This window comes from Brevibacillus sp. 1238 (genome assembly GCF_029892995.1).
In the GTDB taxonomy this organism is placed as follows: Bacteria; Bacillota; Bacilli; order Brevibacillales; family Brevibacillaceae; genus Brevibacillus; species Brevibacillus parabrevis.
In genome coordinates, this window is the sequence record NZ_JARXWC010000002.1 from 1 (window position 1) to 26,033 (window position 26,033).

21 protein-coding genes, 7 tRNA genes and 1 rRNA gene are annotated in these 26,033 nt (G+C 53.6%); 22 read left to right on the forward strand and 7 right to left on the reverse strand.

Translation table 11 applies throughout. From position 1 onward, the window contains the following. From M2298_RS03750 to M2298_RS03775, 6 genes are all read left to right on the forward strand, one after another. Positions 1–155 (forward strand): 23S ribosomal RNA (locus M2298_RS03750); the annotation flags it as partial. Positions 156–204: 49 nt separating this feature from the next. After that, a tRNA-Ser gene (locus M2298_RS03755) sits at positions 205–295 on the forward strand. Positions 296–305: 10 nt separating this feature from the next. Continuing rightward, positions 306–382: transfer RNA gene (locus M2298_RS03760), tRNA-Met, on the forward strand. Positions 383–408: 26 nt separating this feature from the next. Continuing rightward, positions 409–484 (forward strand) — tRNA-His (locus M2298_RS03765). Between the two features lie 5 nt (positions 485–489). Then, positions 490–563 (forward strand) — tRNA-Cys (locus tag M2298_RS03770). A 92-nt stretch (positions 564–655) separates the two neighbouring features. Continuing rightward, positions 656–729 (forward strand) — tRNA-Arg (locus M2298_RS03775). Between the two features lie 391 nt (positions 730–1,120). Here the strand turns inward: M2298_RS03775 and M2298_RS03780 are convergent. Together M2298_RS03780 and M2298_RS03785 are read right to left on the reverse strand one after the other, a co-directional pair. Next, a complete protein-coding gene (locus M2298_RS03780) occupies positions 1,121–1,717 on the reverse strand; it encodes a class I SAM-dependent methyltransferase (protein WP_348521712.1) in 597 nt (198 codons plus the stop codon). Beyond that, entirely contained in the window at positions 1,669–1,857 is a 189-nt protein-coding gene (locus M2298_RS03785; protein WP_173595576.1) for a hypothetical protein, read from the reverse strand. The genes M2298_RS03780 and M2298_RS03785 overlap by 49 nt, the downstream gene beginning before the upstream one ends. Positions 1,858–2,397: 540 nt before the next feature. On the opposite strand from M2298_RS03785, the gene M2298_RS03790 reads away from it, so the two are divergent. Further along, positions 2,398–2,910: a hypothetical protein gene (locus M2298_RS03790; protein WP_280648239.1), complete on the forward strand. Its 513-nt coding sequence runs from the start codon at positions 2,398–2,400 to the stop codon at positions 2,908–2,910. On the opposite strand, the gene M2298_RS03795 is transcribed toward M2298_RS03790, so the two are convergent. After that, a complete protein-coding gene (locus M2298_RS03795; protein WP_122965629.1) occupies positions 2,851–3,108 on the reverse strand; it encodes a hypothetical protein in 258 nt (85 codons plus the stop codon). The genes M2298_RS03790 and M2298_RS03795 overlap by 60 nt on opposite strands. A 380-nt stretch (positions 3,109–3,488) precedes the next feature. Here M2298_RS03795 and M2298_RS03800 point away from each other — a divergent pair. From M2298_RS03800 to mnmL, 3 genes are all read left to right on the forward strand, one after another. Beyond that, positions 3,489–3,573, forward strand: a tRNA-Leu gene (locus M2298_RS03800). A gap of 301 nt (positions 3,574–3,874) precedes the next feature. Beyond that, entirely contained in the window at positions 3,875–5,113 is a 1,239-nt protein-coding gene (locus M2298_RS03805) for a glycosyltransferase family 2 protein (protein WP_122965630.1), read from the forward strand. A 165-nt stretch (positions 5,114–5,278) separates the two neighbouring features. Next, a complete protein-coding gene (gene mnmL, locus M2298_RS03810; protein ID WP_173595578.1) occupies positions 5,279–6,253 on the forward strand; it encodes a tRNA modification radical SAM protein MnmL/YtqA in 975 nt (324 codons plus the stop codon). A gap of 67 nt (positions 6,254–6,320) precedes the next feature. Here mnmL and M2298_RS03815 read toward each other — a convergent pair whose 3' ends face one another. After that, positions 6,321–7,052, reverse strand: a complete 732-nt coding sequence (locus M2298_RS03815; RefSeq protein ID WP_280648240.1) for a glycerophosphodiester phosphodiesterase — start codon at positions 7,050–7,052, stop codon at positions 6,321–6,323. Between the two features lie 96 nt (positions 7,053–7,148). Further along, on the reverse strand, positions 7,149–7,235 hold the full coding sequence (locus M2298_RS28230; RefSeq protein WP_122965633.1) for a YjcZ family sporulation protein: 87 nt from the start codon (positions 7,233–7,235) through the stop codon (positions 7,149–7,151). Between the two features lie 190 nt (positions 7,236–7,425). On the opposite strand from M2298_RS28230, the gene ablB reads away from it, so the two are divergent. Beyond that, complete coding sequence (gene ablB, locus M2298_RS03820; protein ID WP_274875173.1) at positions 7,426–8,274, forward strand: putative beta-lysine N-acetyltransferase; 849 nt, start codon at positions 7,426–7,428, stop codon at positions 8,272–8,274. Positions 8,275–8,276: 2 nt separating this feature from the next. Here ablB and M2298_RS03825 read toward each other — a convergent pair whose 3' ends face one another. Next, a complete protein-coding gene (locus M2298_RS03825; protein ID WP_280648241.1) occupies positions 8,277–9,821 on the reverse strand; it encodes a PucR family transcriptional regulator in 1,545 nt (514 codons plus the stop codon). Positions 9,822–9,970: 149 nt separating this feature from the next. Between M2298_RS03825 and M2298_RS03830 the strand changes: the two genes are divergently transcribed. The 7 genes from M2298_RS03830 (at position 9,971) to M2298_RS03860 (ending at position 17,676) form a co-directional block, all read left to right on the forward strand. Beyond that, positions 9,971–11,323, forward strand: a complete 1,353-nt coding sequence (locus M2298_RS03830) for an aspartate aminotransferase family protein (RefSeq protein WP_122965635.1) — start codon at positions 9,971–9,973, stop codon at positions 11,321–11,323. 16 nt (positions 11,324–11,339) lie between these two features. Continuing rightward, the gene (locus tag M2298_RS03835; RefSeq protein WP_063227722.1) at positions 11,340–12,032 is read left to right on the forward strand and encodes a 3-oxoacid CoA-transferase subunit A; all 693 of its coding nucleotides are present in this window, start codon (positions 11,340–11,342) and stop codon (positions 12,030–12,032) included. Beyond that, positions 12,014–12,691 (forward strand): 3-oxoacid CoA-transferase subunit B, encoded by a 678-nt coding sequence (locus M2298_RS03840; protein WP_122965636.1) that lies wholly within the window; start codon positions 12,014–12,016, stop codon positions 12,689–12,691. The genes M2298_RS03835 and M2298_RS03840 overlap by 19 nt, the downstream gene beginning before the upstream one ends. Before the next feature lie 54 nt (positions 12,692–12,745). Beyond that, positions 12,746–14,026: a peptidase gene (locus M2298_RS03845; protein WP_242771941.1), complete on the forward strand. Its 1,281-nt coding sequence runs from the start codon at positions 12,746–12,748 to the stop codon at positions 14,024–14,026. A gap of 166 nt (positions 14,027–14,192) precedes the next feature. After that, a complete protein-coding gene (locus tag M2298_RS03850; protein WP_173595582.1) occupies positions 14,193–15,611 on the forward strand; it encodes an aldehyde dehydrogenase family protein in 1,419 nt (472 codons plus the stop codon). Positions 15,612–15,685: 74 nt separating this feature from the next. Further along, positions 15,686–15,774: transfer RNA gene (locus tag M2298_RS03855), tRNA-Ser, on the forward strand. 333 nt (positions 15,775–16,107) lie between these two features. Then, positions 16,108–17,676: an acyl-CoA synthetase gene (locus M2298_RS03860; RefSeq protein ID WP_173595583.1), complete on the forward strand. Its 1,569-nt coding sequence runs from the start codon at positions 16,108–16,110 to the stop codon at positions 17,674–17,676. 396 nt (positions 17,677–18,072) lie between these two features. On the opposite strand, the gene M2298_RS03865 is transcribed toward M2298_RS03860, so the two are convergent. Next, complete coding sequence (locus M2298_RS03865) at positions 18,073–20,163, reverse strand: exo-beta-N-acetylmuramidase NamZ domain-containing protein (RefSeq protein WP_280648242.1); 2,091 nt, start codon at positions 20,161–20,163, stop codon at positions 18,073–18,075. 256 nt (positions 20,164–20,419) lie between these two features. Here M2298_RS03865 and M2298_RS03870 point away from each other — a divergent pair, with 256 nt between their 5' ends. The 4 genes from M2298_RS03870 (at position 20,420) to M2298_RS03885 (ending at position 26,018) form a co-directional block, all read left to right on the forward strand. Beyond that, positions 20,420–21,226: a copper amine oxidase N-terminal domain-containing protein gene (locus M2298_RS03870; RefSeq protein WP_173595585.1), complete on the forward strand. Its 807-nt coding sequence runs from the start codon at positions 20,420–20,422 to the stop codon at positions 21,224–21,226. A gap of 65 nt (positions 21,227–21,291) precedes the next feature. After that, the gene (locus M2298_RS03875; RefSeq protein ID WP_122965886.1) at positions 21,292–21,915 is read left to right on the forward strand and encodes a sporulation protein; all 624 of its coding nucleotides are present in this window, start codon (positions 21,292–21,294) and stop codon (positions 21,913–21,915) included. A 118-nt stretch (positions 21,916–22,033) separates the two neighbouring features. Then, a complete protein-coding gene (locus tag M2298_RS03880; protein WP_173599754.1) occupies positions 22,034–25,261 on the forward strand; it encodes an AfsR/SARP family transcriptional regulator in 3,228 nt (1,075 codons plus the stop codon). Between the two features lie 175 nt (positions 25,262–25,436). Then, positions 25,437–26,018 (forward strand): TetR/AcrR family transcriptional regulator, encoded by a 582-nt coding sequence (locus tag M2298_RS03885; protein WP_122965644.1) that lies wholly within the window; start codon positions 25,437–25,439, stop codon positions 26,016–26,018. The last annotated feature ends 15 nt before the right edge of the window (positions 26,019–26,033 follow it).

Sequence of the window (26,033 nt, forward strand, 5' to 3'; positions counted from 1 at the left end):
CTGAAAGCATCTAAGCGTGAAGCCCCCTCCAAGATGAGACTTCCCACAGCGCAAGCTGGTAAGACCCCTCATAGACGATGAGGTTGATAGGTTCGATGTGGAAGCGCGGTAACGCGTGGAGCTGACGAATACTAATCGGTCGAGGACTTATCCACACATGCTTAGCAATCATGCATATCCGGTTTTGAAGGAACATATAATTACGGAGAGTTACCCAAGAGGCCGAAGGGGACGGTTTGCTAAACCGTTAGTATGCGCAAGCGTAGCGAGGGTTCGAATCCCTCACTCTCCGCCATTTTTATTTTGGCGGCGTAGCTCAGCTGGTTAGAGCGTTCGGTTCATACCCGAAAGGTCGGGGGTTCGATTCCCTCCACCGCTACCAAAAACATAAGACAAGCAAAAGTTATGGCGGTCGTGGCGAAGGGGTTAACGCACCGGATTGTGGCTCCGGCACTCGTGGGTTCAAGTCCCATCGATCGCCCCATGCATGGGAGTATAGCCAAGTGGTAAGGCACGGGTCTGCAAAACCCTCACCCCCGGTTCAAATCCGGGTACTCCCTCCATAGTTGTCCCAGTAGCTCAGCAGGATAGAGCAACGTCTTCTAAGTGTAGGTACTCGTATGGAAACCACCTGCTGGAACATTCTTTTTAATGTGTCCTGATAGCTCAGCAGGATAGAGCATGCGCCTTCTAAGCGCACGGTCGGGGGTTCGAATCCCTCTCAGGACGTTAGTTTTAAAGTATTTGAAGTCGCTATAGCTGGCGGCTTTTTTGTTGTATGGAGGTACATAGCTTGGCATGGAACAAGGCGCTGGCTACAGATCAAGCTTTCATTTCACCGGTAAAAGCAGGAAAACACCACTGGCACATAGCTAGTGGTGTTTTCGAATAAAAAGCAAGTAGGTGGGGTGTACGATGTGCTGCGAGCATTGCCTTGATGGATAATATCTGCCGTTTAGCGCGTGAGTACAACGCTATAGACAGGCGTTATAGCAAGCTTGGCTGCACGCATGAAAAGGAGAAGCTGCGTATTTCAGTCCAATTGCAGTATGACTCAGCATGGAGGGCGTTGAGCGACTATCCCTTACACTCATACTAGGTTTGGTTTGCGCCGATACGGTCATGGCTGTTTTCTTGCAACGAATATAATCAGTTCATTCTTGCCAGTAAACGGTGATCGATTCCAGTTGCTATATTCACTTTGAATATCAAATCCATGTTCGCTTAACAATTTGCGAATCGATTCAGGCTCAGTAAACAAACATAAAATCTCTGATTCCCGCTCATAGCTTTGGAATTTACGAATCGTCGTCCATTTCATTATATTCGTATCAGGGTTATATTTCTGTTTCCCGCCCACTTCTACAGGATTCCCCTCATAATCCTGAAATGTATGCCAATATTCATAATCACAGTCTGTAAGATCATGGCCACTTGGGTTGCGCGTCTCAAAAATAAATTTCCCGCCTGCCTTGAGTAGCTTGTTCACATTTTCCAGCAGCGAATTTTGAGCGTCACGAGTTAAAAACGCTTGGAACGCATTACCCGTCAAATATACAAAATCATAGGCAATCGCCGAGGGAAAGGTCATGGCATCCCCAACATAAAACCGGGCATTTTCGTTTGTGTTTTTCTGTTTGGCATACTGTATCATATTCGGTAAAATGTCTACCCCGTCAATATGTACACCTCGTTCAGCGAGGTAAGCGTCGTTAATCCCGTTCCACTGGCAAGCTCAAGCACATGTTGACACGGCTTCGCTTCCTGCAGAAACAACTCGTATTTCTTCCACTCTCTACCAAATTCAGCGTCGTAGTTTTTCGGATCAACATACTCTTCAGCGTTATGAAATGTCATCAAATTCTCCTCTCATGACGTTCAAAGTTATGCCGCTATATGTATGAAATATCATAATTCCATTAATATATAATAGCTGAATTATACTTACAATCATTATGTAAAATGGGAGCCTGCCCGGCAGTGTGTCTTGTGCACCGCATGGATGCGAGAACCGGGGGAGGGCGTTCCTGTTGGCCATGCAGCGTTTATGGCTTTGCAAAGGCTAAGAATGATTGCTTGCAAGTCAAATAAAGTCCTGCTTTTTTACAGCAGAGATCACAGGAGCAGGAAGAGCAACAAAAACAAGAGCCATTTTATCGACAAAAAATGACTAAAATTGACGTACATATAATAAGGAAGCTTTTCGATAATGAGCATATTCTTTGCAAGGAGTTCCCTGTTAGTTTCACTCTCTACTCTATGTAACGTTTAGGGGAGAAAAAAGATACTCATTTTTACAAAAATGTTTTCACGGGATGTTCTTTTCTTGAGGGGCAATTCGAAGACAGGGCAGGCAGAGAACGCAGGACAGAGTACAGAAAAGAGAGCAGGCAGAGAATGCAGGACAGAGTACAGAAAAGAGAGCAGGCAGAGAATGCAGGACAGAGCACAGAAGAGAGAGCAGGAAGAGAACGCCGGACAGAGTACAGAAGAGAGAGCAGGAAGAGAATGCCGGACAGAGCACAAAAGAGAGCAGGAAGAGGAAAGCAGGACAGAGCACAGAAGAGAGAGCAGGAAGAGAACGCCGGACAGAGCACAGAAGAGAGCAGGCAGAGGAAAGCAGGACAGAGCACAGAAGAGAGAGCAGGAAGAGAACGCCGGACAGAGGACAGAAGAGAGAGCAGGACGGAGCACAAAAGAGACAGCAGGAAGAGAACGGCTAGAACAGAGAGCAGAAGAAAGCACAGAAAAGGGCGCAGAACTGATCAGAGCGCGACACCGAAGACAAAGACGAGCGCAGGCAGAGCACAAGCAAAGCACGAAGAAAGGAAGACCACGAACAGCTCGTGGTCAAATAAAAGGATTGTAGTAGTAGAGACCGTGGAAGTAGCGCCGCTCAGCTTTTTCTAATGCAATCGCTTTCTCGTTCTCCAGTGAGGCATGAAGCTTTTCCCAATAGTCTGGGGTGGCATCGCTCAAATCAACTTCCAGCTGCTCGCCAACCAGATTGCGGATCAGCTGCCAATCATCGGGATGCTCGTACTGCTTCATACCGCCACCAATTAGCCGAATATCGTGGAGCAACTGTTTGATATTTTCGGGAATCATCGGTTTCCCCCAATAACGAAAAATTTTTTTGAGAACGATGGGTTTCTACTACTGGTAATAATTTGTCTGATTCGCCATGAAATATGTAAGAAAACCAAAAAATATGGAGTCGCAGTTGATCGGTTATGGTGACGAAACCTTGAAATTTTCCATCAACACGATCGCCGCATTTTCTAGAAGAAGAGACAAAACACGCTTTCAACCGACAATGGCTTAAAGCAGAAACATGCCACAAAAATATTCCAATGATTAGCAACGAAAATAGGCGCTCTGGATGGAGAAAAACGCTATTGACTTCTAAATTTCGATTGTGTATACTCAAAAACATGATTTCGCGGCAGGAATTTTGGCAAGGAAGTCCGCGATTATCAAGGAAACAGGCGGTCGTGGTGGAATTGGCAGACACACCATCTTGAGGGGGTGGCGGGGCGACCCGTGCGAGTTCGAGTCTCGCCGACCGCACCATCGTGATACCAGACTGAGGCTATTTTCGAGCTGAAATGAGCCGTTGCGTTTTCGAAATATATCAAGCCTTTTCGACAAGGGCTTTTTTTTCTGCTCATGTCCAAGGCTTGTCGAATAGAAAGAGAAAAAGGTGGGAAAGGTGATAGCAGTGCCTTCGTTTTTCCCACTTTTGGGTCATTGATCTTGAAACGCTTTTGATGTACACTCCCAATTGGGAGAATTACAATAGAGAAATGTTGGAAAAACAACACTACCTAAATCGGATCAGACCCAATTTGATTTAGGTCGAGGAGAAGAACCCATGAGTGTAATTAGAGAGATCATTGAGGGATTATTCATCGGATTCACTTCAACGGTAGGTGTGATCAGCACGTACCAAACACTGGTTTCTTGCGCAGGTCTGTTCCGCAAAAAGGAGCAGGTGACAAGCGAGCCACAAAAGACTTTTGCTGTACTGGTTGCGGCGCATAACGAAAGTGCCGTAATCGCGCCACTGATTGAAAACCTGAAAAAGCTCGACTACCCGCGTGAAATGTACGACATCTTCGTCATTTGCGACAACTGTTCGGACAACACAGCTGAGATCAGTCGGGCACACGGAGCCATCGCGTGCGAGCGTTTTGACACGTCCAAGCGCGGAAAAGGCTACGGGATTGAGTGGATGCTGGAAAACCTCTGGGCTAGACCGAAGCAGTATGATGCAGTCGTCATGTTTGACGCCGACAACCTGGTTGAAAAGAACTTCCTGCGCGTGATGAACGACCGTCTGGTCAAAGGCGCACGCGTGATCCAGGGCTATCTCGATTCGAAAAACCCGTTTGACTCCTGGATTACCCTGTCTTATGCGGTGACGTACTGGTTTACGAACCGCATGTGGCAACTGGCCCGTCACAACCTCGGTCTGCCAAACACATTGGGCGGAACAGGCTTGTGCATCGAGAGCAACTTGCTCAAAGAAATGGGCTGGGGTGCGACAAGTCTCACGGAAGACCTGGAGTTTGCTACCCGCTGTATTGAACGCGGCATTTATCCAACCTGGGCTCACGACACGAAGGTATGGGATGAAAAACCGATTGATTTGAAAGCTTCCATGCGCCAACGTTTGCGCTGGATGCAAGGTCACTATGATGTAGCAGGGCGTTACATCGGAAGCGTACTGAAGAATGGCTTGAAGTCGAGAAAGCTGGGAATGCTCGACGCAGCGTTCTACCTGTTCCAGCCGATGTACGTGTTGATGGTGACCATGATGTCCTTGCTGTTCCTGGGCAGATTTTTTGACATTGCGGCTCTGACGCCGGCTGCGACGATCCTGCCAACTTGGCTGGTGTACGGCTCTACCGCTGTGTTTTATTTGCTGCCAGTGCTGGCGCTCTATCTGGAAAAGGTGCCGCTCAAAGGATATTTGGGACTGCTGTTGTTGCCGTTCTTTTTCCTGACCTGGCTTCCGATCATGTTTTACGCGTTTTTCACCAAGAAAAATCAAGTGTGGAGCCATACGTCCCACACGCGCGCCATTCGCATCGAGGAGATCCAGCAATAGGATTGTCAAACAAACCACAGGGACATCGGACCTGTGGTTTTCTTATGGGAAAGTAGCGAAAAAGGGCGCTGATCTGGTATAATGACGCGATCACGCGTATGAGAGCAAGAGCCGTGGGAGCAAGGCACAGGGCTTTTGGCTGTGCCACGAGGAGGAAAAGCGGTGATGAAGCTGGCACCACAACCACAACAATGCGAACAAACTACTCCCGTGTTTTGGGGAGATAAGCGTTACCATACATGGAACTATCATTTGCGCTCGACGTTTCACGAAAAGATTTTCAAGGTGCCGCTGGACGGGGGCTTCAGCTGCCCAAACCGGGATGGCAAGGTGGCGACAGGCGGCTGTACGTTTTGCAGCGCTCGTGGCTCGGGGGATTTCGCTGGCGATCGGCGGATGGATCTGGAGCGGCAGTTTCACGACGTAAAAGGCCGGATGCACGAAAAGTGGCCGCAGGCAAAATACCTCGGCTTTTTCCAGGCGTACACGAACACGTACGCACCTGTTCACGAGCTGCGCGAGATGTACGAAGTCATTCTCAGGCAGGAAGGCGTAGTCGGCTTGTCCGTCGCCACGCGTCCCGACTGCCTCCCGGACGATGTCGTCGAATACCTGGCTGAGCTGAACGAGCGGACGTACTTGTGGGTCGAGCTTGGGCTGCAAACGGTTCACGAGCATACGGCACAGCTCATCAACCGGGCGCACGACTACGCCTGCTATGTCGATGCGGTGGAAAGACTGCGCAAGCACAATATTCGCGTCTGTTCCCATATCATTTACGGGTTGCCAGGGGAAACGCACGAGCAGATGATGCAGACGGCCGATGCGGTTGCCCACCTGGATGTGCAGGGGATCAAAATTCACCTGCTGCACCTGTTGCGCAAGACGCCGATGGTCAAACAGTACGAGGCAGGGCTGCTTGAGTTTCTTTCCCTGGAAGAGTACATCAAGCTCGTCGTGGATACGCTGGAAATTTTACCGCCCGAGATGATCGTGCACCGGGTCACCGGAGACGGGCCAAAAGACTTGTTGATCGGGCCGATGTGGAGCCGCAAAAAGTGGGAAGTGCTCAACGGCATCCATGCCGAGTTGCAAAACAGAAACAGCTGGCAAGGGAAGTTTTATGTTCCGCGCGCCTGAAATGCCGCTCAAACGGCTCGATCAACTGCATAAAAAAGGGAGCCGGAAAATGGCTCCCTTTTTGACGTTACGCATCCGCCTCGATGATTTTTCTTGCGCGGCCAGGGTAATTCGTAATGATTCCGTCCACGCCGTATTCGATGGCATTCTGGATTTGCCGACTGCTGTTCACTGTCCAGCCGTAGACGGTCAGATTGCGCTGCTTGGCTTGCCGCACCAGCTCGGGTGTCAGCTGATCGTACGGCACATGCAGCTGCTCGCAGCGATACTGGCTGGCGACTGCCCACGGTTTTGCAATCGGGCCGACATAGAGCAGTCCGGTTGTCTGGGCAGGGTCCAGTTTTTTGATGCGCAGCAAGCTGTCGAAGTTGAAGGTGGAGATGATCGTCCGCTCTGTGAGCTGGTAGCGCCTGATCAGCTCGATGACCTTTTCCTCAAGCTGGGGCTGGGCCAAAAAGAAATTTTTCAACTCGATGATGAAGTGCAACGATGTATCGGAAAAGGTTTGAAATACCTCGCGCAGGACTGGAATCCGGGCTTTGGGAACACGCATGGAGCTGTCCTTGTCGGCGCGCAGCTGACGAAGCTCGCGCATCGTGTAGCCGCGCACCAGACCGGAGCCGTTCGTGGTCCGTTCGAGTCGATGGTCGTGAATGACGACGAGCTTGTCGTCGCGGCTTAGCTGAACGTCCAGCTCGATTCCGTCCGCGCGCTTGCGGACAGCAGCGTGGAACGCTTCCATCGTGTTTTCCGGATGCAGGCCGGAAGCGCCGCGATGCGCGAACACAAGTGTGGACACGGGGGCTTCCTCCCTTCTCAGACGTTACATAGCTTATTACATGCATATGTAAGTGGCCCCTCGATACTGCCTATCAAGAGGGGCACATACGAGTACCTATGAGATGGCGACGAGAACAATCACGAGAAGAACGAACAAAACCAAAACAAGGGCGAAATCGTTGTTTCCGCTGCTGCAGCTCATGAATACCCCCTCCTTCCCAGATGGAGCAACTCCTTCATCTTATGAACGTATAGGGAAAATGGCGCTCATCGAATGCCTACCCGCCTGAGATTTGTGCTTGGCAGCCCACTTTTTATACAGATTGGCAGATGACGGGAAGGTGCATTTTGCTACAATGGAGTCACAAGGCAAACAGGGGAGGGAAGGCTTCATGATACAGATCGAGGAAATGCTCGCCACGGGTGATTTGGTGGACGATCAGCAAAATCGCAGGGTCAAACTGCACGAGTACGATCGGACGCGCATCAGCGAGTACGACGAACTGCTCAAGCAGGTCGGAAAAAAGTCTGCGGCGAGCAAGCTGATCGTTTACGGAAAAAAGCAGGACGTTGGGGAATGGCTTGCGCGGGGATATCGCCAGGAGGGAATCATCGACGGCTTTTTCCAGGGGCAAAACGCTTACATGCTCACGGCTTATCTCACGGAGGATCGGGCGACATCTGCTGCTCCCAAGCTGGCCGAGGAAATTTTGGCGCTGAGTCTGGCGAAAGCGGGACCAGGCGAAGAAAAGCCGCTCCCGGAAGGATATCGCATGCGCCCGGCAACAGAAGCGGACGCAGAGGAGCTGGCGAAGCTGTACGGCCTCGTTTTCGCGACGTATCCTACGCCGATGGATGATCCCGCGTACATTCAAAAAACGATGCAGGAGGGCACGGTGTACTTCGTAGTCGAGCGGGACGGGCAAATCGCCTGTGCGGCGTCTGCGGAGGTGTCAGAGCGCATGGGATCGGCAGAGATGACCGATTGTGCCACCCATCCGGATCACGCAGGAAAAGGGCTCCTCCAGCCGTTATTCCACGCGTTGGAACACAAGATGGAGGAAGCAGGGATTTACTATTTGTACACGTTGACGCGGGCCCAATCGGCGGGCATGAACGTAACAGCCGCCAAAATGGGCTACGAATACCGGGGGCGGCTGATCAACAACTGTACGATTTTTTCCGGATTCGAAGACATGAACATCTGGGTGAAGCCACTTCGGCCTACACGCGATGAATAAGGCTACTCTTGTGAGGAAGACAGCTGCTGTTGCAGTCGGCGGGCCATAAGCGCCAACTGAAGCTGCCAGCGCTGATGCGCGTCCTCCAGGCGGTAGCCTGTTTTTTCTTCAATCTGGGTCAAGCGGTATTTCAGCGTATGCCGATGAATATATAACGCTTGGGAGGTTTGCAGGCCGTTTCCGTTTTGGGCCAAGTACACTTCCAATGTTTCGAGCAGCTGTTGATTGTACTTGCTGTCGTAGCGGATCAGCGGCTCCAGAATCGGCTTCCACAATGCCGTCATGCTGTGCTCGTCCCGGTGGTAAGGAAACAGAAACTGATAGCCCTGCATGTCCCGGTAACGCAGCAAATCGGGAGCGGTAGCGAGCAAAGGATACGCTTGCAGCGCGAACATCGCTTCTTCTGCGGCCGAGGAAACATCTGTCAGCAAATCGCGGGGATTGCTGATCGCCACTTGCAGGGTGGTGGCAGAGTGCAGCCCTTCCCACCTGGCTGCAAACTGTTCGAGCAGCTGCAGGCTCGTCCGGTCGTCGGGCAAAATGAACAAAAGACAGTGCGGGCGCTCCCGCAAAAGGTACGAACGCTGATGGCGGTCGCACAGTCTGCGCATCAGGGTAATGACGCTTTGATGCAGCTCCGCGAGCCTGTTGTGCTCGACCGTCTCGACTTTGACCGCGACCACGAGGTGCTTGCCGGAGAGCGGATAGCCGAGCATGCGACAGCGGCTTTCCAGGTCTTGCGGACTCATTGGCTTTCCGTTCAGCAGCTCCTCGACGAAATCCCCTTTCAACCGCCACTCCGTCGCTGAAACAGCGCGTTCTTTTACATATTCCAGCGCACACAAGGTGGCTGCGTGCTGGAGCGCTACGTCGTCAAGCTCTTTCCACGATTCCCGCGGCTTGCTCAGGCTGAGTGTGCCAAAATGCTCGCGACTTGCCCGGATCGGCACCGAATGCACATGCTCCTTGCCTTCTTCCGTGTACGGCTCCGCCTTGCAGCCGTGCTGGGTCACTTCAAACCCGAGGGCGTCGAGAAGCGTCACCGCACCGCCCGTAAGCTCAGCAAGCTCGCCTGCGATCGCTGGCAGCCCGCCTTTGGACAGGGCTGCTTCAATCATCCGGTTGTGAATGGCTTGCGAGTAGGCCAGTGTCTCAAACTGCCGATTGACGATCGGCTGCAAAATCGCTTTGGTAATCGTCGAGAAGTTGATTTCGGTCGGGATTTCGATGAGCGGCAACTGATGGCGGTCCGCCAGTTCGAGAAAGCTTTCGGGAATTTCCCGCATGTAAAATCCGGTATGAATAGCGACTCCGCTGAGCTTTTGCCTGGCTAACATCGGGATGAATGAACTGAGCCGCTCGACATTTTCCATCAGCCCAAATCCGGTTGTAATCAAAAATTCCCCTTCTTGCAGACGGCTGGCATCCTCCAGCACTTCCACGATCGTCACCCAGCGGATCGGATTGTCCAGCCCGCCAGCACCTGCGATCAGACGCGTCTGAACCATGTCGGGCAGTTGCAGAGCCTCTCTGATCGTAATTGTCATGAGGTACACCTCCGTGTTGCGAAGTTCTTTATACAAAATGTACAAAAGATTTTGTCTCTTTGCCACGTTTTTTTTGCCAGCGCGTCGGATGGATGAAACGGGCTGGTCAGCTAGGATAGAGGTAGAGAATAAGCGAGGTGGCGACGATTATGAGCAGAAGCTATGTAATTAAACCGGAACTGGGCAAGACATATCCGTTCATTTCTCATGGAAAAGGCATTTATTTATACGATAAAGACGGCAAGCGCTATATCGATGGCTGCGGTGGCGCTGTCACGGCGAGCATCGGTCACGGCGTGGAGGAAATAGCCGACGCGATGTATCAGCAGGCAAAAGAAGTATCTTTTGCGTACCGCTCGCATTTCAGCAGCGATGCCGTAGAGGAGCTGGGAGCCAAGCTGGCTGAGTGGGCGCCTGGTTCGCTGAACTGGACGTTTTTCGTCAGCAGCGGCTCGGAAGCGACCGAAACAGCGCAAAAGATCGCGATCCAATACTGGCAGGAAAAAGGCAAGCCGACGAAAAATCGGATCATTTCCCGCTGGATGAGCTATCACGGCATCACGATGGGCGCGCTGTCCATGTCGGGTCACGTATTGCGCCGCAAGCGTTTTGCTCCGCTTCTGGAGGACTATCCGACGATCACTGGCCCGTATCCGTACCGCAGACCTGAAGGAATGTCGCTTGAGACATACGCCTTGGAATGTGCGAACGAGCTGGAACGCGCCATTTTGCGAATCGGTGCGGAGCAAGTCGCGGCCTTCATCGCTGAGCCAGTCATTGGCGCATCCGGCGGTGCAGTCGTGCCGCCAGATGGCTACTTCCAGCGCATTCGGGAAATTTGCGACAAGTATGAAGTGCTGTTCATCGCCGACGAGGTGATGACGGGAGTAGGGCGCACAGGGAAAGCGTTCGGGATCGATCACTGGGGCGTCGTGCCTGACTTGATGACTTTGGGCAAAGGCATGAGCGCAGGCTATACGCCGATGGCCGCGACGATGGTGTCGGATGAGATCATCGAGACGATTACCCAAGGAAGCGGTCTGATCATGGCTGGCCACACGTACAGTGCCAATCCGCAGTCCGCTGCTGTCTCCCTGGCTGTTTTGCAATATGTAGAAAAAAATCAGTTGTTTGACAAAGCAGCCGAGCAAGGCGCTTACTTGCTGGCACGTCTGCAAGAGCTGGCGGATGAACTGCCGCTGATCGGCGAGGCGCGCGGTCTGGGATTGCTGTGCGGTCTGGAATTTGTCAAAGACAAGCAAACAAAAGAACCGTTCCCGCTCTCCCAAGGGGTGGCAAGCAAGGTAATTGCAAAAGCGTTCGAAAAAGGGCTGCTCATTTATCCGGCCATGGGTGGAATCGACGGGGTGGCAGGTGACTCCATCATTGTCTCTCCTCCACTGACGATTACAAAAGCAGAGATCGACGAACTGATCGGCCTCCTGAAAGAGGCGATTGTCAGCGTATCGCAGGAGTTGAAAGACAAGGCGCTGATCAACTAGAGTGGAGGGTCTATCGATGACGAATCGTTTTGATAAAGTAGTGACCATGCAGGAGGCGCTGTCCCATTTCCGCGACGGGATGACGCTTCTGGCAGGAGGCTTTGGAGGTGTGGGCAATCCGCCCACACTGATCCAGGGCATTTTGGATTTGGGTGTGCGCGATTTGACGCTGATCAGCAACGATACCGCGTTTCCACACATCGGGATCGGCAAGCTCGTGACGGAAAAGCGGGTCAAAAAAGTCATCGCATCCCACATCGGCTCCAATCCGAACGCAGGGGCGCAAATGACGGCCGGAGAGCTTGAGGTCGAGTTTTGCCCTCAAGGCATTCTCGCGGAGCGTGTACGGGCAGGCGGCGTCGGTTTGGGAGGCATTTTGTCCGACGTCGGCATCGGCACGATTGCAGAAAAAGGCAAGCAAAAGGTCGTGCTCGATGGCAAGGAATTTTTGCTGGAGACGCCTTTGACAGCGGAAGTGGCGATCGTCCATGCCAAAAAAGCGGATCGCTTCGGCAATCTGGTTTACGATACGAGCGCGCGCAACTTCAATCCGCTTGTGGCGATGGCAGGAGACATCACCATTGTCGAAGCGGACGAGATCGTCGAGGTTGGCGAGCTGAACCCGGAAGAAATCGTGACGCCGGGCGTGTTCGTCAATTACATCGTGCAAAGTGAAGGGGTGAACTGGCAATGGGCGTGGGAGAAGTAAAAGAGACCGAGAGCTACCGTGAGCGAATCGCACGCAGGGCGGCCCTGGAAGTCGAGGACGGAATGATTATCAACTTGGGAATCGGCATCCCTACGCTGGTGGCCGATTTCATTCCCGCGGACAAACGGGTGATGTTCCACGCCGAGAACGGCATCCTCGGAACCGGGCCAAGTCCGGCAAAAGGGGAAGAAAACGCGATGCTGTGCAATGCAGGCGGCTTTCCCGTCACCTTGGCGACAGGGGCGTCCTTTTTCGACAGCGCAACGGCATTTGCGATCATCCGCCGCGGCCTGTTGGATATGACCATCCTCGGAGTGCTGGAGGTCAGCCAAAACGGCGATATTGCCAACTGGATTGTGCCGGGCAAGCGCGTGCCGGGTATGGGCGGGGCGATGGAGCTGGCCCAGAAAGCGAAAAAAGTGATGGTCGTCACGACGCATCTCGATAAAAACGGCCGTTCCAAAATCGTCCGCGAATGCTCGCTTCCGCTCACTGCCACTCAGGCGGCAGACTGGATCATCACGGACATGGCTGTCATGGAAGTTACGCCAGATGGCTTGTATTTGCGCGAGGTCATGTATCCGTACAGTGTGGCGGATGTCATCGGGGCCACCGAAGCGGAACTGAAGATAGAGGGCGAAGTAGGCGTATTCCGCTAGACAATAAGCAAAAGACAAAAGGCAAAGGACGAACCCAAGAAACGGAGGAAGAACATGGCTAACTGGCAAGCGCTGATACGAGAGCAGTTGGAAAAGGATCGGGAAGCTTCTGTCAAGCTGCTGCAAGAGTGGGTGCAAAGCCCGAGCGTGCAAGGAGCAGAGGAAGCGATTCAGAAAAGCATCGCCGATCATTTGGCGGAGATGGGCCTGAGTGTCGACTTGTGGGTCATGGAAGGGGAAGAGCTGGTTTCGCATCCGTACTTCGTCTCCCCCCGGCAAACGTTTGAAGGCAGTCCGAACGTCGTCGGCGTCTGGAAAGGCGCGGGGAATGGCCGCTCGCTCATTTTGAACGGGCACGTCGATGTCGTTCCCGCTGGCGATTACGCCCAGTGGAGCGATGATCCGTTCAGCGGAAAAGTGGAGGACGGCAAACTGTACGGCAGGGGCGCAACCGACATGAAGGGCGGAAACCTGTCGTCGCTCTTGGCTATTTCCGTCCTGCAAAAGCTCGGTGTCAGCCTGAAGGGAGACGTCATTTTCCAAAGCGTGGTGGAGGAAGAAAGCGGCGGAGCCGGAACGCTTGCCACCATCCTGCGCGGCTACAAGGCAGATGCTGCGCTGATCCCTGAGCCGACGAACATGAAAATTTTCCCGAAACAGCAAGGCTCGATGTGGTTCCGTCTGACGGTCAAGGGACGCTCTGCTCATGGCGGCACCCGCTACGAAGGAGTCAGTGCCATCGAGAAAAGCATGCTCGTCGTGCAGGCGATTGGCCGTCTGGAAAAAGAGCGTAACGACCGTCTCGATGATCCGCTGTACGCCAAGCTGCCGATTCCGATCCCGATCAACATCGGGGTCATCGAAGGCGGAAAATGGCCGTCGTCTGTCGCGGATCTCGTCAAGCTGGAAGGCAGGATGGGAGTCGCGCCCGGCGAGCAGATGGAGGATGCCAAGGCAGAAATGGAAGCGGCTTTGCAGCGTCTGGCAGAAGTCGATCCGTGGTTTGCGGAGCAGCCAGTCGAGCTGGAATGGTACGGCGCGCGCTGGGTGCCAGGGGATGTCGCACAGGATCATCCGCTCATGGACATTTTGCAGGACAAGTTTGCGGCCGTGACGGGCGAGCGTGCCATTGTGGAAGCATCTCCGTGGGGAACAGACGGCGGCTTGTTGACGGCTTTGGCCGATACGCCTGCTATCGTCGTGGGACCTGGCGTTACACAAGTAGCGCACTATCGGGACGAGTACATCGTTTTGGATGACGTCTTCCGCTGTGCGGAAATTTTTGCTTTGACTCTGCTCGACTGGTGCGGGGTAGCCGAAGGGCCAGCGCAGTAAGGAAGCCGCAGCGTCTTTTTCTAGGGCGCTTTTAAGCTACTTGAGACGGTAATTGTGAAAAAAAGGAAAAAGTTTGAGCGCAGGACAAGGAAGCACCGTCTGCTCTGGAGAATGATTGGGAGAGGCTTTGAGAGATCCAATCGTGTCAGGGACGGAGGAGACGGCGATGAGAAGAGCGTGTTTTATCGGGGGAAAGTGGATACCTATGGCAGACCATGCCCCGTTGTATTCGCCTTGTACAGGTCAGGTGATCGCACACATTCCCCAGGCGGATGCTGTGGCAGTAGAGCGGGCGATTGCAGCGGCCGAAGAAGCTACAACCCCCATGCGCCGCATGCCAGCTTACCAGCGAGCAGCCATTCTGGAGAAAATCGCCATCCTGTTGGATGAGCGAATGGAGGAAGCTGCCCGGATCGTCGCGCTGGAAGCGGGAAAACCGATTCGGACAGCGCGCGGCGAAATCATCCGCACGGTGCAGACGTACAGGTTTGCAGCGGAAGAAGCCAAGCGGCTGCACGGGGAAACGATTCCGCTGGACGCTGCTATCGGTGGCGAAGGCCGTCTCGCTTACACGGTGCGCGAGCCTCTGGGAGTCGTGGGCGCGATCACGCCGTTTCCTTTTCCGTTCAATTCGATAGCGCACAAGGTCGGGCCTGCGCTCGCTGCTGGCAATACAGTCGTATTGAAGCCAGCTTCGCAGACCCCGATCAGTGCGCTTTTTCTCGCTGAGCTGGCAGAGCAGGCTGGACTCCCGGCAGGAGCGTTAAACGTCGTCACAGGCAGCGCAGAGGTCGTGGGCCACAAGCTGGTTACCGACCCGCGAGTTCGCGCCGTGACCTTTTCCGGAAGCCCTGAAGTGGGCGTCGAGGTGCGCAATCGGGCGGGCTTGAAAAAAGTAATCTTGGAGCTGGGCGCCAATTCTGCGGTCATCGTCGACCGCGATACGCCGCTGGACGAGGTCGTTTTGCGCTGCTTGTTCGGGGCTTTTGCTTATTCTGGTCAAGTGTGTGTGTCTGTGCAACGAATTTATGTCGTGACGGACATCTATGACGAATTTGTCCGCCGCTTTGTGGAACAGACGGTGGCGTTGCGCGGGGGAGATTCGCTAGAAGAAGAAGCAGACTTTTCCGCCATGGTCCATCCGAAGCAGACAGAGCGCGTGCTTGCCTGGATCGGGGAAGCGCTCGACCAAGGGGCGAAGCTCGCCTGCGGCGGCGAACTGATGGGGCGGATGCTTTTGCCGACCGTCCTGACGCATGTGCCGCGGGAGGCAAAGATTGCCCGCGAGGAAGTATTCGGGCCTGTCGTCATGATCAATCCGGTACAGTCGGTCCAGCAGGCGATCAGGCTGGTCAATGATTCGCGGTACGGCTTGCAGGCGGGGGTTTACACGAACAATTTGTCACTGGCGTTGGAAGCGGCGGACGAGCTTAGAGTGGGCGGGGTTATCATCAATGACATCCCGACGTTCCGGGTGGATCACATGCCGTTTGGCGGCGTGAAGGAGAGCGGGCTGGGACGGGAAGGTGTCGCGTGCGCCGTCGAGGAACTGAGCGAGTTGAAGCTCGTCGTCGTCAAGCGGTAAAGCGGTAGGTTCGCTTCTGCCGACGCTTGCAAGCGGTCTTGCAGCTGTGCTATAGTTAAACCAGCTATTGATGCGGAGGGATACCGAAGTGGTCATAACGGGGCGGTCTTGAAAACCGTTAGAGTGCAAGCTCACGCGGGTTCGAATCCTGCTCCCTCCGCCACCATGTTTTCATTACCCGAATAGGACACGAAGATCTCTTTCGTTTAAAGAGGTCTTTTTTATATCAGCAAAATGCAAGCGTGTGCTCCGACGCCGAAGCTGCCCATTCCAGCACACACCGTTTTTTTCCTCAAAATCCAGAAGAACCAATATCGAAGAGCGGCCCGTTTTAAGATATGCTGTACACAAGGACTCGAATGTTTCTTGGGGCCTGCGGCAGCTTCAATAATGCAGAGGGAGCTGCCGTCTTTTTTTGCTATTAAAAGTCAGAAAATAAACATAACACAGAAAATTGAGATATAATAAGGGGGAATACGGTGAGGGAGGGTTTGTGATGATGGAAGCCCAACGAGTAAGAAGAAATACGCTTGGCGATATTTTGCGACGAAGCAGGCTGCGCTACCCCGAGAAGATTGCCTTGCAATTTGAGGAAGAGGTACTTACATACACGAAGTTGGATCAACTTGTCAATCAGGCTGCGCACACCTTCCTCGCCAAAGGATTGCAAAAAGGGGAGCGAGTGGCGGTTCTGTCCAGAAACTCCATGGACTTTGTCATCCTCAACTTTGCGCTGGCCAAAGCGGGGCTGATTATGGTGCCGATCAACTTCATGCTGCATACAAACGATGTGGCTTTTATTTTCGGACATGCAGAGGTGAGCGCCTGCTTTGTGGCTCCGGAATTTCTCACGGTCGCCAAGGAAGCGCTCGAATCGGCAAACTTATCGCCCAAGCTTTTGTCGCTGATCTCCAGGCCAGCGGTGCAGGAAGGAGAGTGGGTGCCGTTTCGCCCGCTGATTGAGGGCGCCAGTACGGAAGAGCCGGAGCTGGAGCTGGCCGACGAGGATGTCGCCCACATTTTGTACACGAGCGGCACGGAATCGAGGCCAAAAGGAGTCATGCTGACGCACAGCAGCATTCTTTCGGAATACGTCAGCACGATTATAGAAGGAAATATGTCGCACGATGATGTAGCTGTGCACGCGCTTCCTTTGTTCCATAGCGCGCAGCTGCACTGCTTCCTCGGGCCGTATGTATATCTGGGTGGCACCGGCATTATTTTGGAGCAAGCGACGCCAGGCTTGATGCTTCAGGTCGTAGAGAGCCACCAGGCGACACAGCTTTTTTGCCCGCCGACTGTTTGGATTGCCTTGCTCCGCTCTCCCGAGTTTTCGTCGCGGAACTTGTCTTCGCTGCAAAAATGTTACTACGGCGCGGCGATCATGCCTGTAGAAGTGTTGAAGGAGCTGGGAACACGTCTGCCCAATGCGCAATTTTACAACTTCTACGGACAGACCGAGGTAGCTCCGCTGGCGACGGTATTGCAGCCGAAGGACCAGATTCGCAAAGCCGGATCGGCTGGCAAACCTGCGCTCAATGTAGAGACAAAAATTGTCGATGACGATGGCGTCGAGGTGCCCAGGGGCTGCGTTGGCGAGATTGTTCATCGAACGAGCCATGCGATGATCGGTTATTTCCGCGACGAAGAAAAGACGCAGGCAGCTTTTCTCGGCGGCTGGTTCCACAGCGGCGACTTGGGGATTATGGATGAAGAAGGCTATATTACTGTCGTCGACCGGAAAAAGGACATGATCAAATCAGGCGGGGAAAACGTAGCGAGCAGGGAAGTCGAGGAGCTGATCTACCAGCACCCGAAAGTATCGGAAGTAGCTGTAATCGGCATTCCCCATCCGTATTGGATCGAGGCTGTGGCGGCAGTCGTGGTGCCAAAGGCAGGCGAGACTGTGTCGGAAGAAGAAATGCTCGCCTTTTGCAAAGAGCGCCTCGCCTCGTTCAAGGCACCGAAGTATGTCTTTATCACGGACACGCTCCCGCGCAACCCGAGCGGGAAAATATTAAAGCGTGAACTGCGTCTGCGCTACGACACGCTGCCGACTTCGTAAGTCGTTTGGGGGCAGTAGGGGCTGGTTCGCCACTGCGGACAAAAGCCCGGCTCGATACATGGCTGGTTCGCCGCTGCGAACAAAAGCCTAGCTCGATGCAAGGGCTAGTCCGCCCCTGTGAACAAAAGCCTAGCTCGATGCAAGGGCTAGTCCCCCCTGCGAACAAAAGCCTAGCTCGATGCAAGGGCTAGTCCGCCCCTGTGGACAAAAGCCTAACTCGATGCAAGGGCTGGTTCGCCCCTGTGAACAAAAGCCTAACTCGATGCATGAGCTGGTCTGGTGCTACAAACAAAAGCCCGTCCCGATGCAAGGGCAGGGGCTGACCCACCCTCCAAACAAAAAACCCGCTCGATCACCGGATGTTTCGGCTGTCGGGCGGGTTTTTTTGCCTGTATCCTATTTCACATGAGACACAGTCGGCTGGTCAGGGTGGATTGCTTCAAAGCGGTAGCCTTTTGCTTTCAAAAAGGCGATTACTTCAGGCAGCGCCTGGGCCGTAGGTGTTTTCGTGCTTGCATCGTGCATGAGCACGACAATTTCTTTTTGGGCTTTTACTTGCGCCTTGACGTTGGCGAGAGCTTGCTGGGCTGTATATTTATTGCTGCGGGCGTCGCCGTTGGTCACATTCCAGTCGATGAACGTATAGCCTCTTTTGTTCGCTTCGGCTTTAATGGCGTTCATGACAGGCGCTTGCTTGCTGTATCGTTTCGTATCCTGGTATTTGAGGCTGACGGTGTTGGTGCTGCCGCCCGGATAGCGGAACAGGACGGGCTTGACTCCCGTTGCTTTTTCGATCAGCTGGTTGCCTTTTTCCAGATCGGCAAAAAAGGCTTCCATGCTTTTGTACACAATCTTGTAGTCATGCGAGTACGTATGACCACCGATAGCATGGCCTTCTGCCACAATTCGTTTCAGAATCGCTTCGTGGCCGGGCACATTTCTTCCGACGATGAAGAAAGTAGCTTTGACCTGATTTTTTTTCAGCGTATCCAAAATTTGCGGTGTTACCGGAGAAGGGCCATCGTCAAAAGTCAAATACGCGATCTTGTCGCCAGGCTTTGGTGCAGGGACTGCTGGCGGCTTCTGCGCTGGTGCAGGCGGCTTGGGAGCCGGAGTGTTCGTACCAGGCGGCTTGGCAGGCTCTGGCGTGCTTGGAGCCGGAGTGTTCGTACCAGGCGGCTTGGCAGGCTCTGGAATGCTTGGAGCTGGTGGCGTAACGGTTCCAGGCTTGCCAGCAGGCGGTGCAGGGACCGGAGCAGCGTACGGACTATGAATCGCTCCAGACGGCATGAACGGCGTCTCCCCATAGATTAAAAAGCTTTTGCGCAGCTCGACGAATTTGCCGAGCGCTTCTGCATAGGAAGCGACGATTTCTTGCGGGCTTTTGCCTTGGGCAAGCAATTGGGCGATTTTGCTGGTGCCCATGACTTGATCGAACATCGTGATTTCTTTCTCGGTGCTCTGTGGAACCGCAAACGGCTGAAGCTGTCGCGCGTAGGCAAGCGCGTACAGACCTGTGCGAACCGGATTGAAAACGCGCGAATCGTGGATGTGCAGGCGCACGCCGCCAGCGTTTTCCTTCTTCTCAGGGAGAAAAAGCACGCCAGGCAGCAAGCTGCCGTTCAACAAGTCGGCGAACTGGACGGAATCGATGCCTTCCGCGCCGATCCAGGCGAAGTTGTCCGCTTGCTTGACCGGTGTTCCTTCGCCGAGTCCGGTAGCCATGTACCCGTAGACAGATGTCAGGTCAGGAAGGTGCGGGGAGCTTGGCACCCATTTCAGCCCCGTATCGGGGTAGGTCATGCCGCGCGTGTAGCCTTCCATCGGAACGACATACAAATCAGCGCCGATCGAGCGGTTGAAGAACAGGGCAAGCTCGCCGATGGTCATCCCGTGAGCGAGAGGCAGCTCGTCGATGCCGATGAACGATTGATAAGGTTTTTCCAGGACTGGTCCCTCCACGATTGTGCCGCCAAGCGGATTCGGGCGATCGAGCACGACGATTCGTTTGCCTTGTTCCTTCGCCGCAGCCATGGCGTAGTGGAGTGTCGATATGTACGTATACGTTCGGGAGCCTGTATCTTGCAAGTCGACGAGCAAAGTGTCAAAATGCCCCATCATCTCCGGCGTCGGCTGGCGAGTCGAGCCGTACAAGCTGTAGACAGGAATCCCGTAAACCGGATGGGTGTAGCTCTTCGCCTGAGTGCCGACCTGCTCTTTGCCGTCCAGGCCATACTCCGGGGCGAAAAGAGCCGTGAGTTTGACAGAGCGGTCGCGCCGCAACAGGTCGATCGTGCTCGCTCCCTGACTGTTGATTCCGGTTTGATTCGTGATCAGCCCGACGTTTTTCCCCTCAATCAGCTGATGAAAGCGGTCAAACAGCAAATCGCTTCCCAGCTGGACCGCAGTCGTATTGGCAGAACTGCCGCCGGGAGGGATCATGGTCAAGATCAATGCGAGGATAAGAAAAGGAATAAACTTTTTCATCATCATTGCCTCTTTCGAAAAAATACTGTCGTTTCTTGCTTCATTGTAACGCGTTTTGGGAGGAATATGGTTGTATTTTTGTAACAATTTGAAATTAGGTCAAAAGATAGAGGAATATCGTCGTTTTTTACCGTTTCCAGCGCTATCCTGCTTGTCCATTCAGTCCCTTCCTTCTACAATTAACAGTACGATCTTGGTGGGCTGATTCGAGGAATGCCTTGAAACGGTTGCTATCCTATAGTAGATTAAGAATCGTGTGAATCTTATTGGAAACGGAGTGGACATTTTGCTGAAAAAAATTACGTCATTCATGTTGGCTGTTGCCCTGGTGCCTATGGCGGCCTTTTCTGCTGCGGCAGCGCCTGCGCAAGCTGCCATCAAAGTCGAGTACAATAAAAAAGAGATTGTATTCCCGGATCAAAAGCCTGTGATCCGTGATAGCCGTACACTTGTACCGATTCGTCCCATTGCAGAGTCCCTCGGATTCAAAGTCGATTGGAATGAAAAAACAAGAACCGTGACCATCGATAAAGGCAACGATAACATTCGCCTCGTCGTAACGCAAAAAATTGCGAAGAAAAATGGACAAACCATCAATCTCGATGTGCCTGCGCAAATTGTCAACCAGCGCACGGTCGTGCCTGTTCGCTTTATCGCTGAAGCGCTGAGCTACAAAGTGGACTGGGACCCGGCTTCCCAAACAGTGCTCATTGCCGATCAGCAAACGACACAGCCAGGCCAGCCGCAAACTCCGCAACCGACAAAACCGACGACTGGCGAAGAGAAAAAGCCTGATCAGGTTGTCTTGATCAACGATGAAAGTGTTGTCGGAAAGACAAGCTCCCTTTTCCAGATCGGTCTGTACCAAGTAACCGGAAAAGTGGACCCGAAATCTGAGGTTATTGTAGTCATCGGCGATGAGTCGTATGAAGCGGAAGTAAAAGCAGATGGCACGTTCGAATTTATTGGCGACGCTGAAGACGGCATCCGTCAATTTACGGTCAAAGCCGAGAAGGAAGGCAAGAAAGATACTTATGAAGGGGAATTTGTCTCCGTTGATTAAGGGAGCCACTTCCTGAGTAAGAACACCTCCTGCACACCACACTATGTGCAAGGAGGTGTTTTTTGTTGAAGCGATTTTGTGTAAGCATCTGTGCGTCTCTTCTGATCGCGGGCTTGGTGACAGGATGTTCGCCAAACAAAGAACAAGGCACCGAAGATCGGGGCGGGAATCAGGCAAAATTCGAATCGTATGGCATCAACTATCGCAATGACAACGCAGGGATGGACAAAGGTCCGGCAGCGATGATCAGCCAAAAAATGGTCCATAACCGGGAGCCTCATCTCGTCTCGTATCTGGAGCGGCATGCGGAAAAAATACCGGGAGTCGTCGATATTAAAGTGCTGGCTTACAAAGACAACCTGCTCGTCGGTGTGTTGCCAGTAGATACGCCAAAGCCAGACGAGGTCAACCCGCGTCCGACCATCCCTTATACGCCAGGCAAGATCGTCCGCAACGACAACGGACATACCGATGCGCTGCAAAAGCGGGTAGTGGACCGGATGAGGGGCAGGCTACAGACTGAATCCCGGTTCAATCTGATGTACGTGTCCACCAACCGGGCGATTTACGATCGCATTGCCGATTTGCATGAACGAATCTTGCGCGGCGAGGAAATCAACAATGAAGAATTTCAACTGCTGCTCAATGATATCGGTTATAGCGTCAAAGGTTACAATCTCGTTGACTGACAGAAGACCACCTGGCCGCCCGGGTGGGCTTTTTGTCGATCGGCGCGCGATGGCAGGAGTTTTGCAAGAAATGGGGAAATAGTCTGGAAGAGTAGGAGAACGGCAAGGAGTGCAACGCATGAGTCAATTCCAGGTACCCATTTCCAAAATTACTCTCCCCGGGCAAAAGCCATACGTGCTCAGACGCCCAGCCCTGGCGAGGAAGCTGCGGCTTCTTGCGCATGCGCAGCTCTGTCTGATTCACGCGGGAGCAGGCTACGGCAAAACAACATCGTTCGCCACGTTTTTGCACGATGAGTCCCGCAACGCTTCCTGGTATTTCATCGCAGAAGAGGATACGGCGTTAGCTGACTTTTTGTGGTGTCTGGTGGAAAGTGTCCGGCGGGTCGCACCTGATTTTGGACAGACGCTTCGCGAGTTGCTGGAAAAGGAAAAGGAAGCGAAGTCCGCTGCTGCTTTCGCGAAAGCAGCGCAGGGGGAAAACGGGAAGCGCTTCGCTGATTGGTTTGCCAGGGAATGCGCACGGCTGCCGGATCAGTTTGTGATTGTGCTCGATCGTTACGAGCGAGTGGCTGGCGACAGCGAAATCGACCGTTTCGTGTCTGAGCTGGTTCAGCATGTGCCGCACAAGGTCAAGCTGGCGATTTTGACACGCATTCGCCCTGTGTGGAAAAATTTAGAATTACTCACAGCGCGAGGCGAGTGTCTGGAGCTTACGACCGATGATTTGGCGTTTACGATCGAAGAAAGCGAAGCCTTTTATTCGGATCAGTATGATATCGCACTGACTGAGGACGAATGGCAGCAAGTTGCGGAAGTGACGCGCGGCTGGGTCATGGCGCTTCGGTCCATCGGTGAAAAAATTGCCAGAGGCTTCAAGCTGTCGGATAGCTTGCATGAGCTGTCCCGCCTGCTGCACCTGCTGGAAGCGGATGTCTGGGTCGGGCTGAAAGAAGACATGCAGCATTTCCTGATGGAGGCAGCAGCGCTTGAAACGTTCACCGAGGAAGATGGCAGGCAAGTTTTAGGGGCAAAAGCAGGGGAGATGCTGCAAGAGGCAAAGCGAAGCAATCTCTTTTTGCATGTCGACGAACGGGAACGCTATTTTTTTCATCCGTTATTTCAGCGGCTGTTATCCGGTAAACTCGCTTCGCATCAGGACATTTACACGCGGGTGAATCAGGCGGCAGCCCTCTGGTTTCGGCGAAAAGGCGAGGAAGAACAGGCTTTTGAGCGTTTGCGGCTGCTGGAGCGCTGGGACTTGCTCGGCTCCTGGGTTCGCCAGGCTGCTGAGCGGTTTTTGAGCGCGGGTGTGCTGGACGGTTTGTACAAATGGCTGGCTTTATTGCCCGACTCGGTGAAAGCAGAGGAGCATTGGCTCTGGTTTTATCAGGGGGAAGTGGAGCGGTATCGCTGTCTGTACGCCAAGGCGTTTGCCTCGTATGAGCAGTTTCTAGTGTTTTGCGAGCAAAAGCAGGACAGGATCGGGTTATGCCGCGGGCTGGAAGGCAAAGCGAGAGTACACCTGGACAGCGTTCAGGGGGTGCAGGCAGAGGCGCTGCTGATGCGCGCGATCGAACAGTTGCCTGTGCAGGAGCAGGAAAGCGAACTGGCGCCGAGGCTGTACAGGCTGTTGGCAGAAATTTATACGAACAGAGGCGATTCCAGGCAAGCGGCGGCCTGGTATGAAAAGAGCCAGGAGCTGGAGCAGCAGACAGAAGTTGAGCTGGAATCGCGGCTGTTGTTCCGTACGGGGCGGCTGCAATCGTCCATCCAGCTGCTGGAAACGAAGTGGCAGCTTGAGCAGACCAGACACCCGACCTTGACGCGCTCGTACCGGGAGACGTCCTTATTGCTTTCTTTTGTCTACGCTTTGGACGGAGAGTGGGAGCGGGGCTTCGAGGCCGCAGAGACGGCGATCCAGCTCGGACGGGCGGCGCATTCTCCGTTCGTCGAGGCCAACGGCTACGTGAGAAAAGCGCATGCCGCTCTAATCAGTCAAGGACTGCCTGCGGACGAGATTCGCAAGCTGTACGAAAAAGGTTTGCATATGATGGAAGAGTTGCAGTCGACGCGCGGCAAATCGGAGACGCTGCTCGGTCTGACGCTGTATCACGCCAGTCAAAAGGCGCTTGATCAGGCGCTTTTGTACGGCAAGCGCGGGATTGCGGAGACAGAAGCGATGCGTGACGACTGGCTGGGCAGCCTGGTGCGAATGGCGATTGGAATAGCCTACGCCAAATACGGCAAAGATGCAGAAGCATTGGAAACGTTTCGCGATTGTTCCGAGCGGTTGAGTCATTGCGGCGACAGCTATCATGTGGCGATCTGCCAGTTATGGCTCAGCTTTTTGGCATACCGGAGCAAGCGCTGGGAGTTGTTTGTCCCGGCTGTGACGCAGGCGTTGTCGTTGATGCAGACGGGAGAATACGCCTTTTTGCTGCAACGCCCTACCTTGCTCACGCCGTATGATGTGCAGCAGCTGATGCCGATATTGCTGGAAGCGGAGCGGCGCAAAGTATCGCCGGATTACATCTCACAGCTTTTGAACGACCTCGGGCTGCAAAACGTGACGTTTCACCCCGGGTATACGCTGCGCATTCAGACTTTGGGGGCGTTTCGCGTCTGGCTGGGAGAGCGGGAGCTGAGCGAAAAGGCGTGGCAGCGCGGGACGGCCAAGCTGTTGTTTCAGCTTTTGCTGACGAAACGTCACCACTTGTTGGCTCGCGAGGAAATCATGCATCGGCTGTGGCCTGACAGTATCGAGGAAGCGGCGATTCGCGACTTCAAAGTGGCGCTGAATGCGCTGAACAAAGCGTTGGAGCCGGACCGCGCCGCGCGATCGGACACGTTTTTTATCCAGCGTCACGGCAGCTCTTACGGCTTCAACCTCGCTTCCGGCTACCTTTTGGATGCAGAGGAATTTGAAAAGCTGGTCGCGCTCGGGCTGTCCGAGCAGGACGTGCGTCAAGCCACTCTTTTGCTCGAAAAAGGCTTGGGTTACTACCTCGGTGAGTATTTGCCGGAGTGCCGCTACGAGGAATGGTGCGTCGAGGAGCGGGAGCGAGTTCAGGCACTGTTTTTGCGCGGGGCGGAGCGGCTGGCAAAAATCAGGCTGGAACAAGGCCAGCAGGAGCAGGCGATTCGCTGGTGTGAAGCGATCTTGCGCGTGGACGATTGCTGGGAAGAAGCGTATCGGCTGCTGATGACAGCCTATTATGAACAAAACAACCGGACTCAGGCGATCCGCTGGTACAAAAAATGTGTCGCGAAGCTTCAGGAACAGCTCGGCGTTGCTCCGATGCAGACGACGCAGGAGACGTATTGGCGCATCAGGGAAAAGTGAAAGGCCGCATGCGTGCGGTCTTTTTTGCGTTTGGGCAGGAAACATCTTGCCTGCGCGCCGGGCAAAAGTTTGGCAACGGAATGGAAAAGTGGCCTATTGACAAAACTAGGAGCGTTTCGTAAACTAATTTTTGTACTGACCAGTCAGTTCAAATACGATAAGGAGGACGGGAGTGATGGCACCTTCGAAAAAGGATCAAATCGCTCAGGGAGCGTTGACAGCATTCGCCCAATTGGGTTACAGCGAAACGACGATGGACGCGATTGCAGAAATGGCGCAGGTGGCGAAAGGAACGCTTTACTACCATTTCTCGACCAAAGAGGAGCTTTTCTTGTACGTGATTGAAAAAGGCGTGAAGATGCTGATTTACCATGTCGATAGTGTGATGCAAAATGAACAGCTGACTTTGGAAGATCGCATGCTGAATGTGTTGGATGAGCATCTTCGCTTCTTTTCCGAAAACCGCGAGCTGTGCTTCCTGCTGCTCAGTGTCTTTACGGGAGATGAGCAGCGCGATTTGACCGTCGCCAAGCTGCTGACGGGATATTTTACGATGATGGAATCTTACATGACCCGATTGCAGGAGCAAGGGTATATACGAGCGGATGTGGAAATCGGGACGCTCGCCTCGGCGTTGTTCGGCATGGTCGGTTTTACCGCCATTCGCAAACAATACCGCAAAGAACCGCTGGACACGCCGGAAAACAAACATACGCTACGCTGCTTCCTGGCGGGCATGTTGCAGACGAAACAATAACAAACAACAAGCACA

Excerpts from the sequence above, each read along its gene's own strand:
- M2298_RS28230 (WP_122965633.1), bottom strand. The coding sequence starts at position 7,235 with ATGAGCTGCAGCAGCGGAAACAACGATTTCGCCCTTGTTTTGGTTTTG.
- M2298_RS03845 (WP_242771941.1), top strand. The coding sequence starts at position 12,746 with ATGGCTAACTGGCAAGCGCTGATACGAGAGCAGTTGGAAAAGGATCGG.
- M2298_RS03865 (WP_280648242.1), bottom strand. The coding sequence starts at position 20,163 with ATGAAAAAGTTTATTCCTTTTCTTATCCTCGCATTGATCTTGACCATG.
- M2298_RS03805 (WP_122965630.1), top strand. The coding sequence starts at position 3,875 with ATGAGTGTAATTAGAGAGATCATTGAGGGATTATTCATCGGATTCACT.
- M2298_RS03790 (WP_280648239.1), top strand. The coding sequence starts at position 2,398 with ATGCAGGACAGAGTACAGAAAAGAGAGCAGGCAGAGAATGCAGGACAG.
- M2298_RS03860 (WP_173595583.1), top strand. The coding sequence starts at position 16,108 with ATGATGGAAGCCCAACGAGTAAGAAGAAATACGCTTGGCGATATTTTG.
- M2298_RS03850 (WP_173595582.1), top strand. The coding sequence starts at position 14,193 with ATGAGAAGAGCGTGTTTTATCGGGGGAAAGTGGATACCTATGGCAGAC.
- M2298_RS03825 (WP_280648241.1), bottom strand. The coding sequence starts at position 9,821 with ATGACAATTACGATCAGAGAGGCTCTGCAACTGCCCGACATGGTTCAG.
- mnmL (WP_173595578.1), top strand. The coding sequence starts at position 5,279 with ATGAAGCTGGCACCACAACCACAACAATGCGAACAAACTACTCCCGTG.
- M2298_RS03880 (WP_173599754.1), top strand. The coding sequence starts at position 22,034 with ATGAGTCAATTCCAGGTACCCATTTCCAAAATTACTCTCCCCGGGCAA.
- M2298_RS03885 (WP_122965644.1), top strand. The coding sequence starts at position 25,437 with ATGGCACCTTCGAAAAAGGATCAAATCGCTCAGGGAGCGTTGACAGCA.
- M2298_RS03795 (WP_122965629.1), bottom strand. The coding sequence starts at position 3,108 with ATGATTCCCGAAAATATCAAACAGTTGCTCCACGATATTCGGCTAATT.
- M2298_RS03840 (WP_122965636.1), top strand. The coding sequence starts at position 12,014 with ATGGGCGTGGGAGAAGTAAAAGAGACCGAGAGCTACCGTGAGCGAATC.
- M2298_RS03835 (WP_063227722.1), top strand. The coding sequence starts at position 11,340 with ATGACGAATCGTTTTGATAAAGTAGTGACCATGCAGGAGGCGCTGTCC.
- M2298_RS03785 (WP_173595576.1), bottom strand. The coding sequence starts at position 1,857 with ATGACATTTCATAACGCTGAAGAGTATGTTGATCCGAAAAACTACGAC.
- ablB (WP_274875173.1), top strand. The coding sequence starts at position 7,426 with ATGATACAGATCGAGGAAATGCTCGCCACGGGTGATTTGGTGGACGAT.
- M2298_RS03830 (WP_122965635.1), top strand. The coding sequence starts at position 9,971 with ATGAGCAGAAGCTATGTAATTAAACCGGAACTGGGCAAGACATATCCG.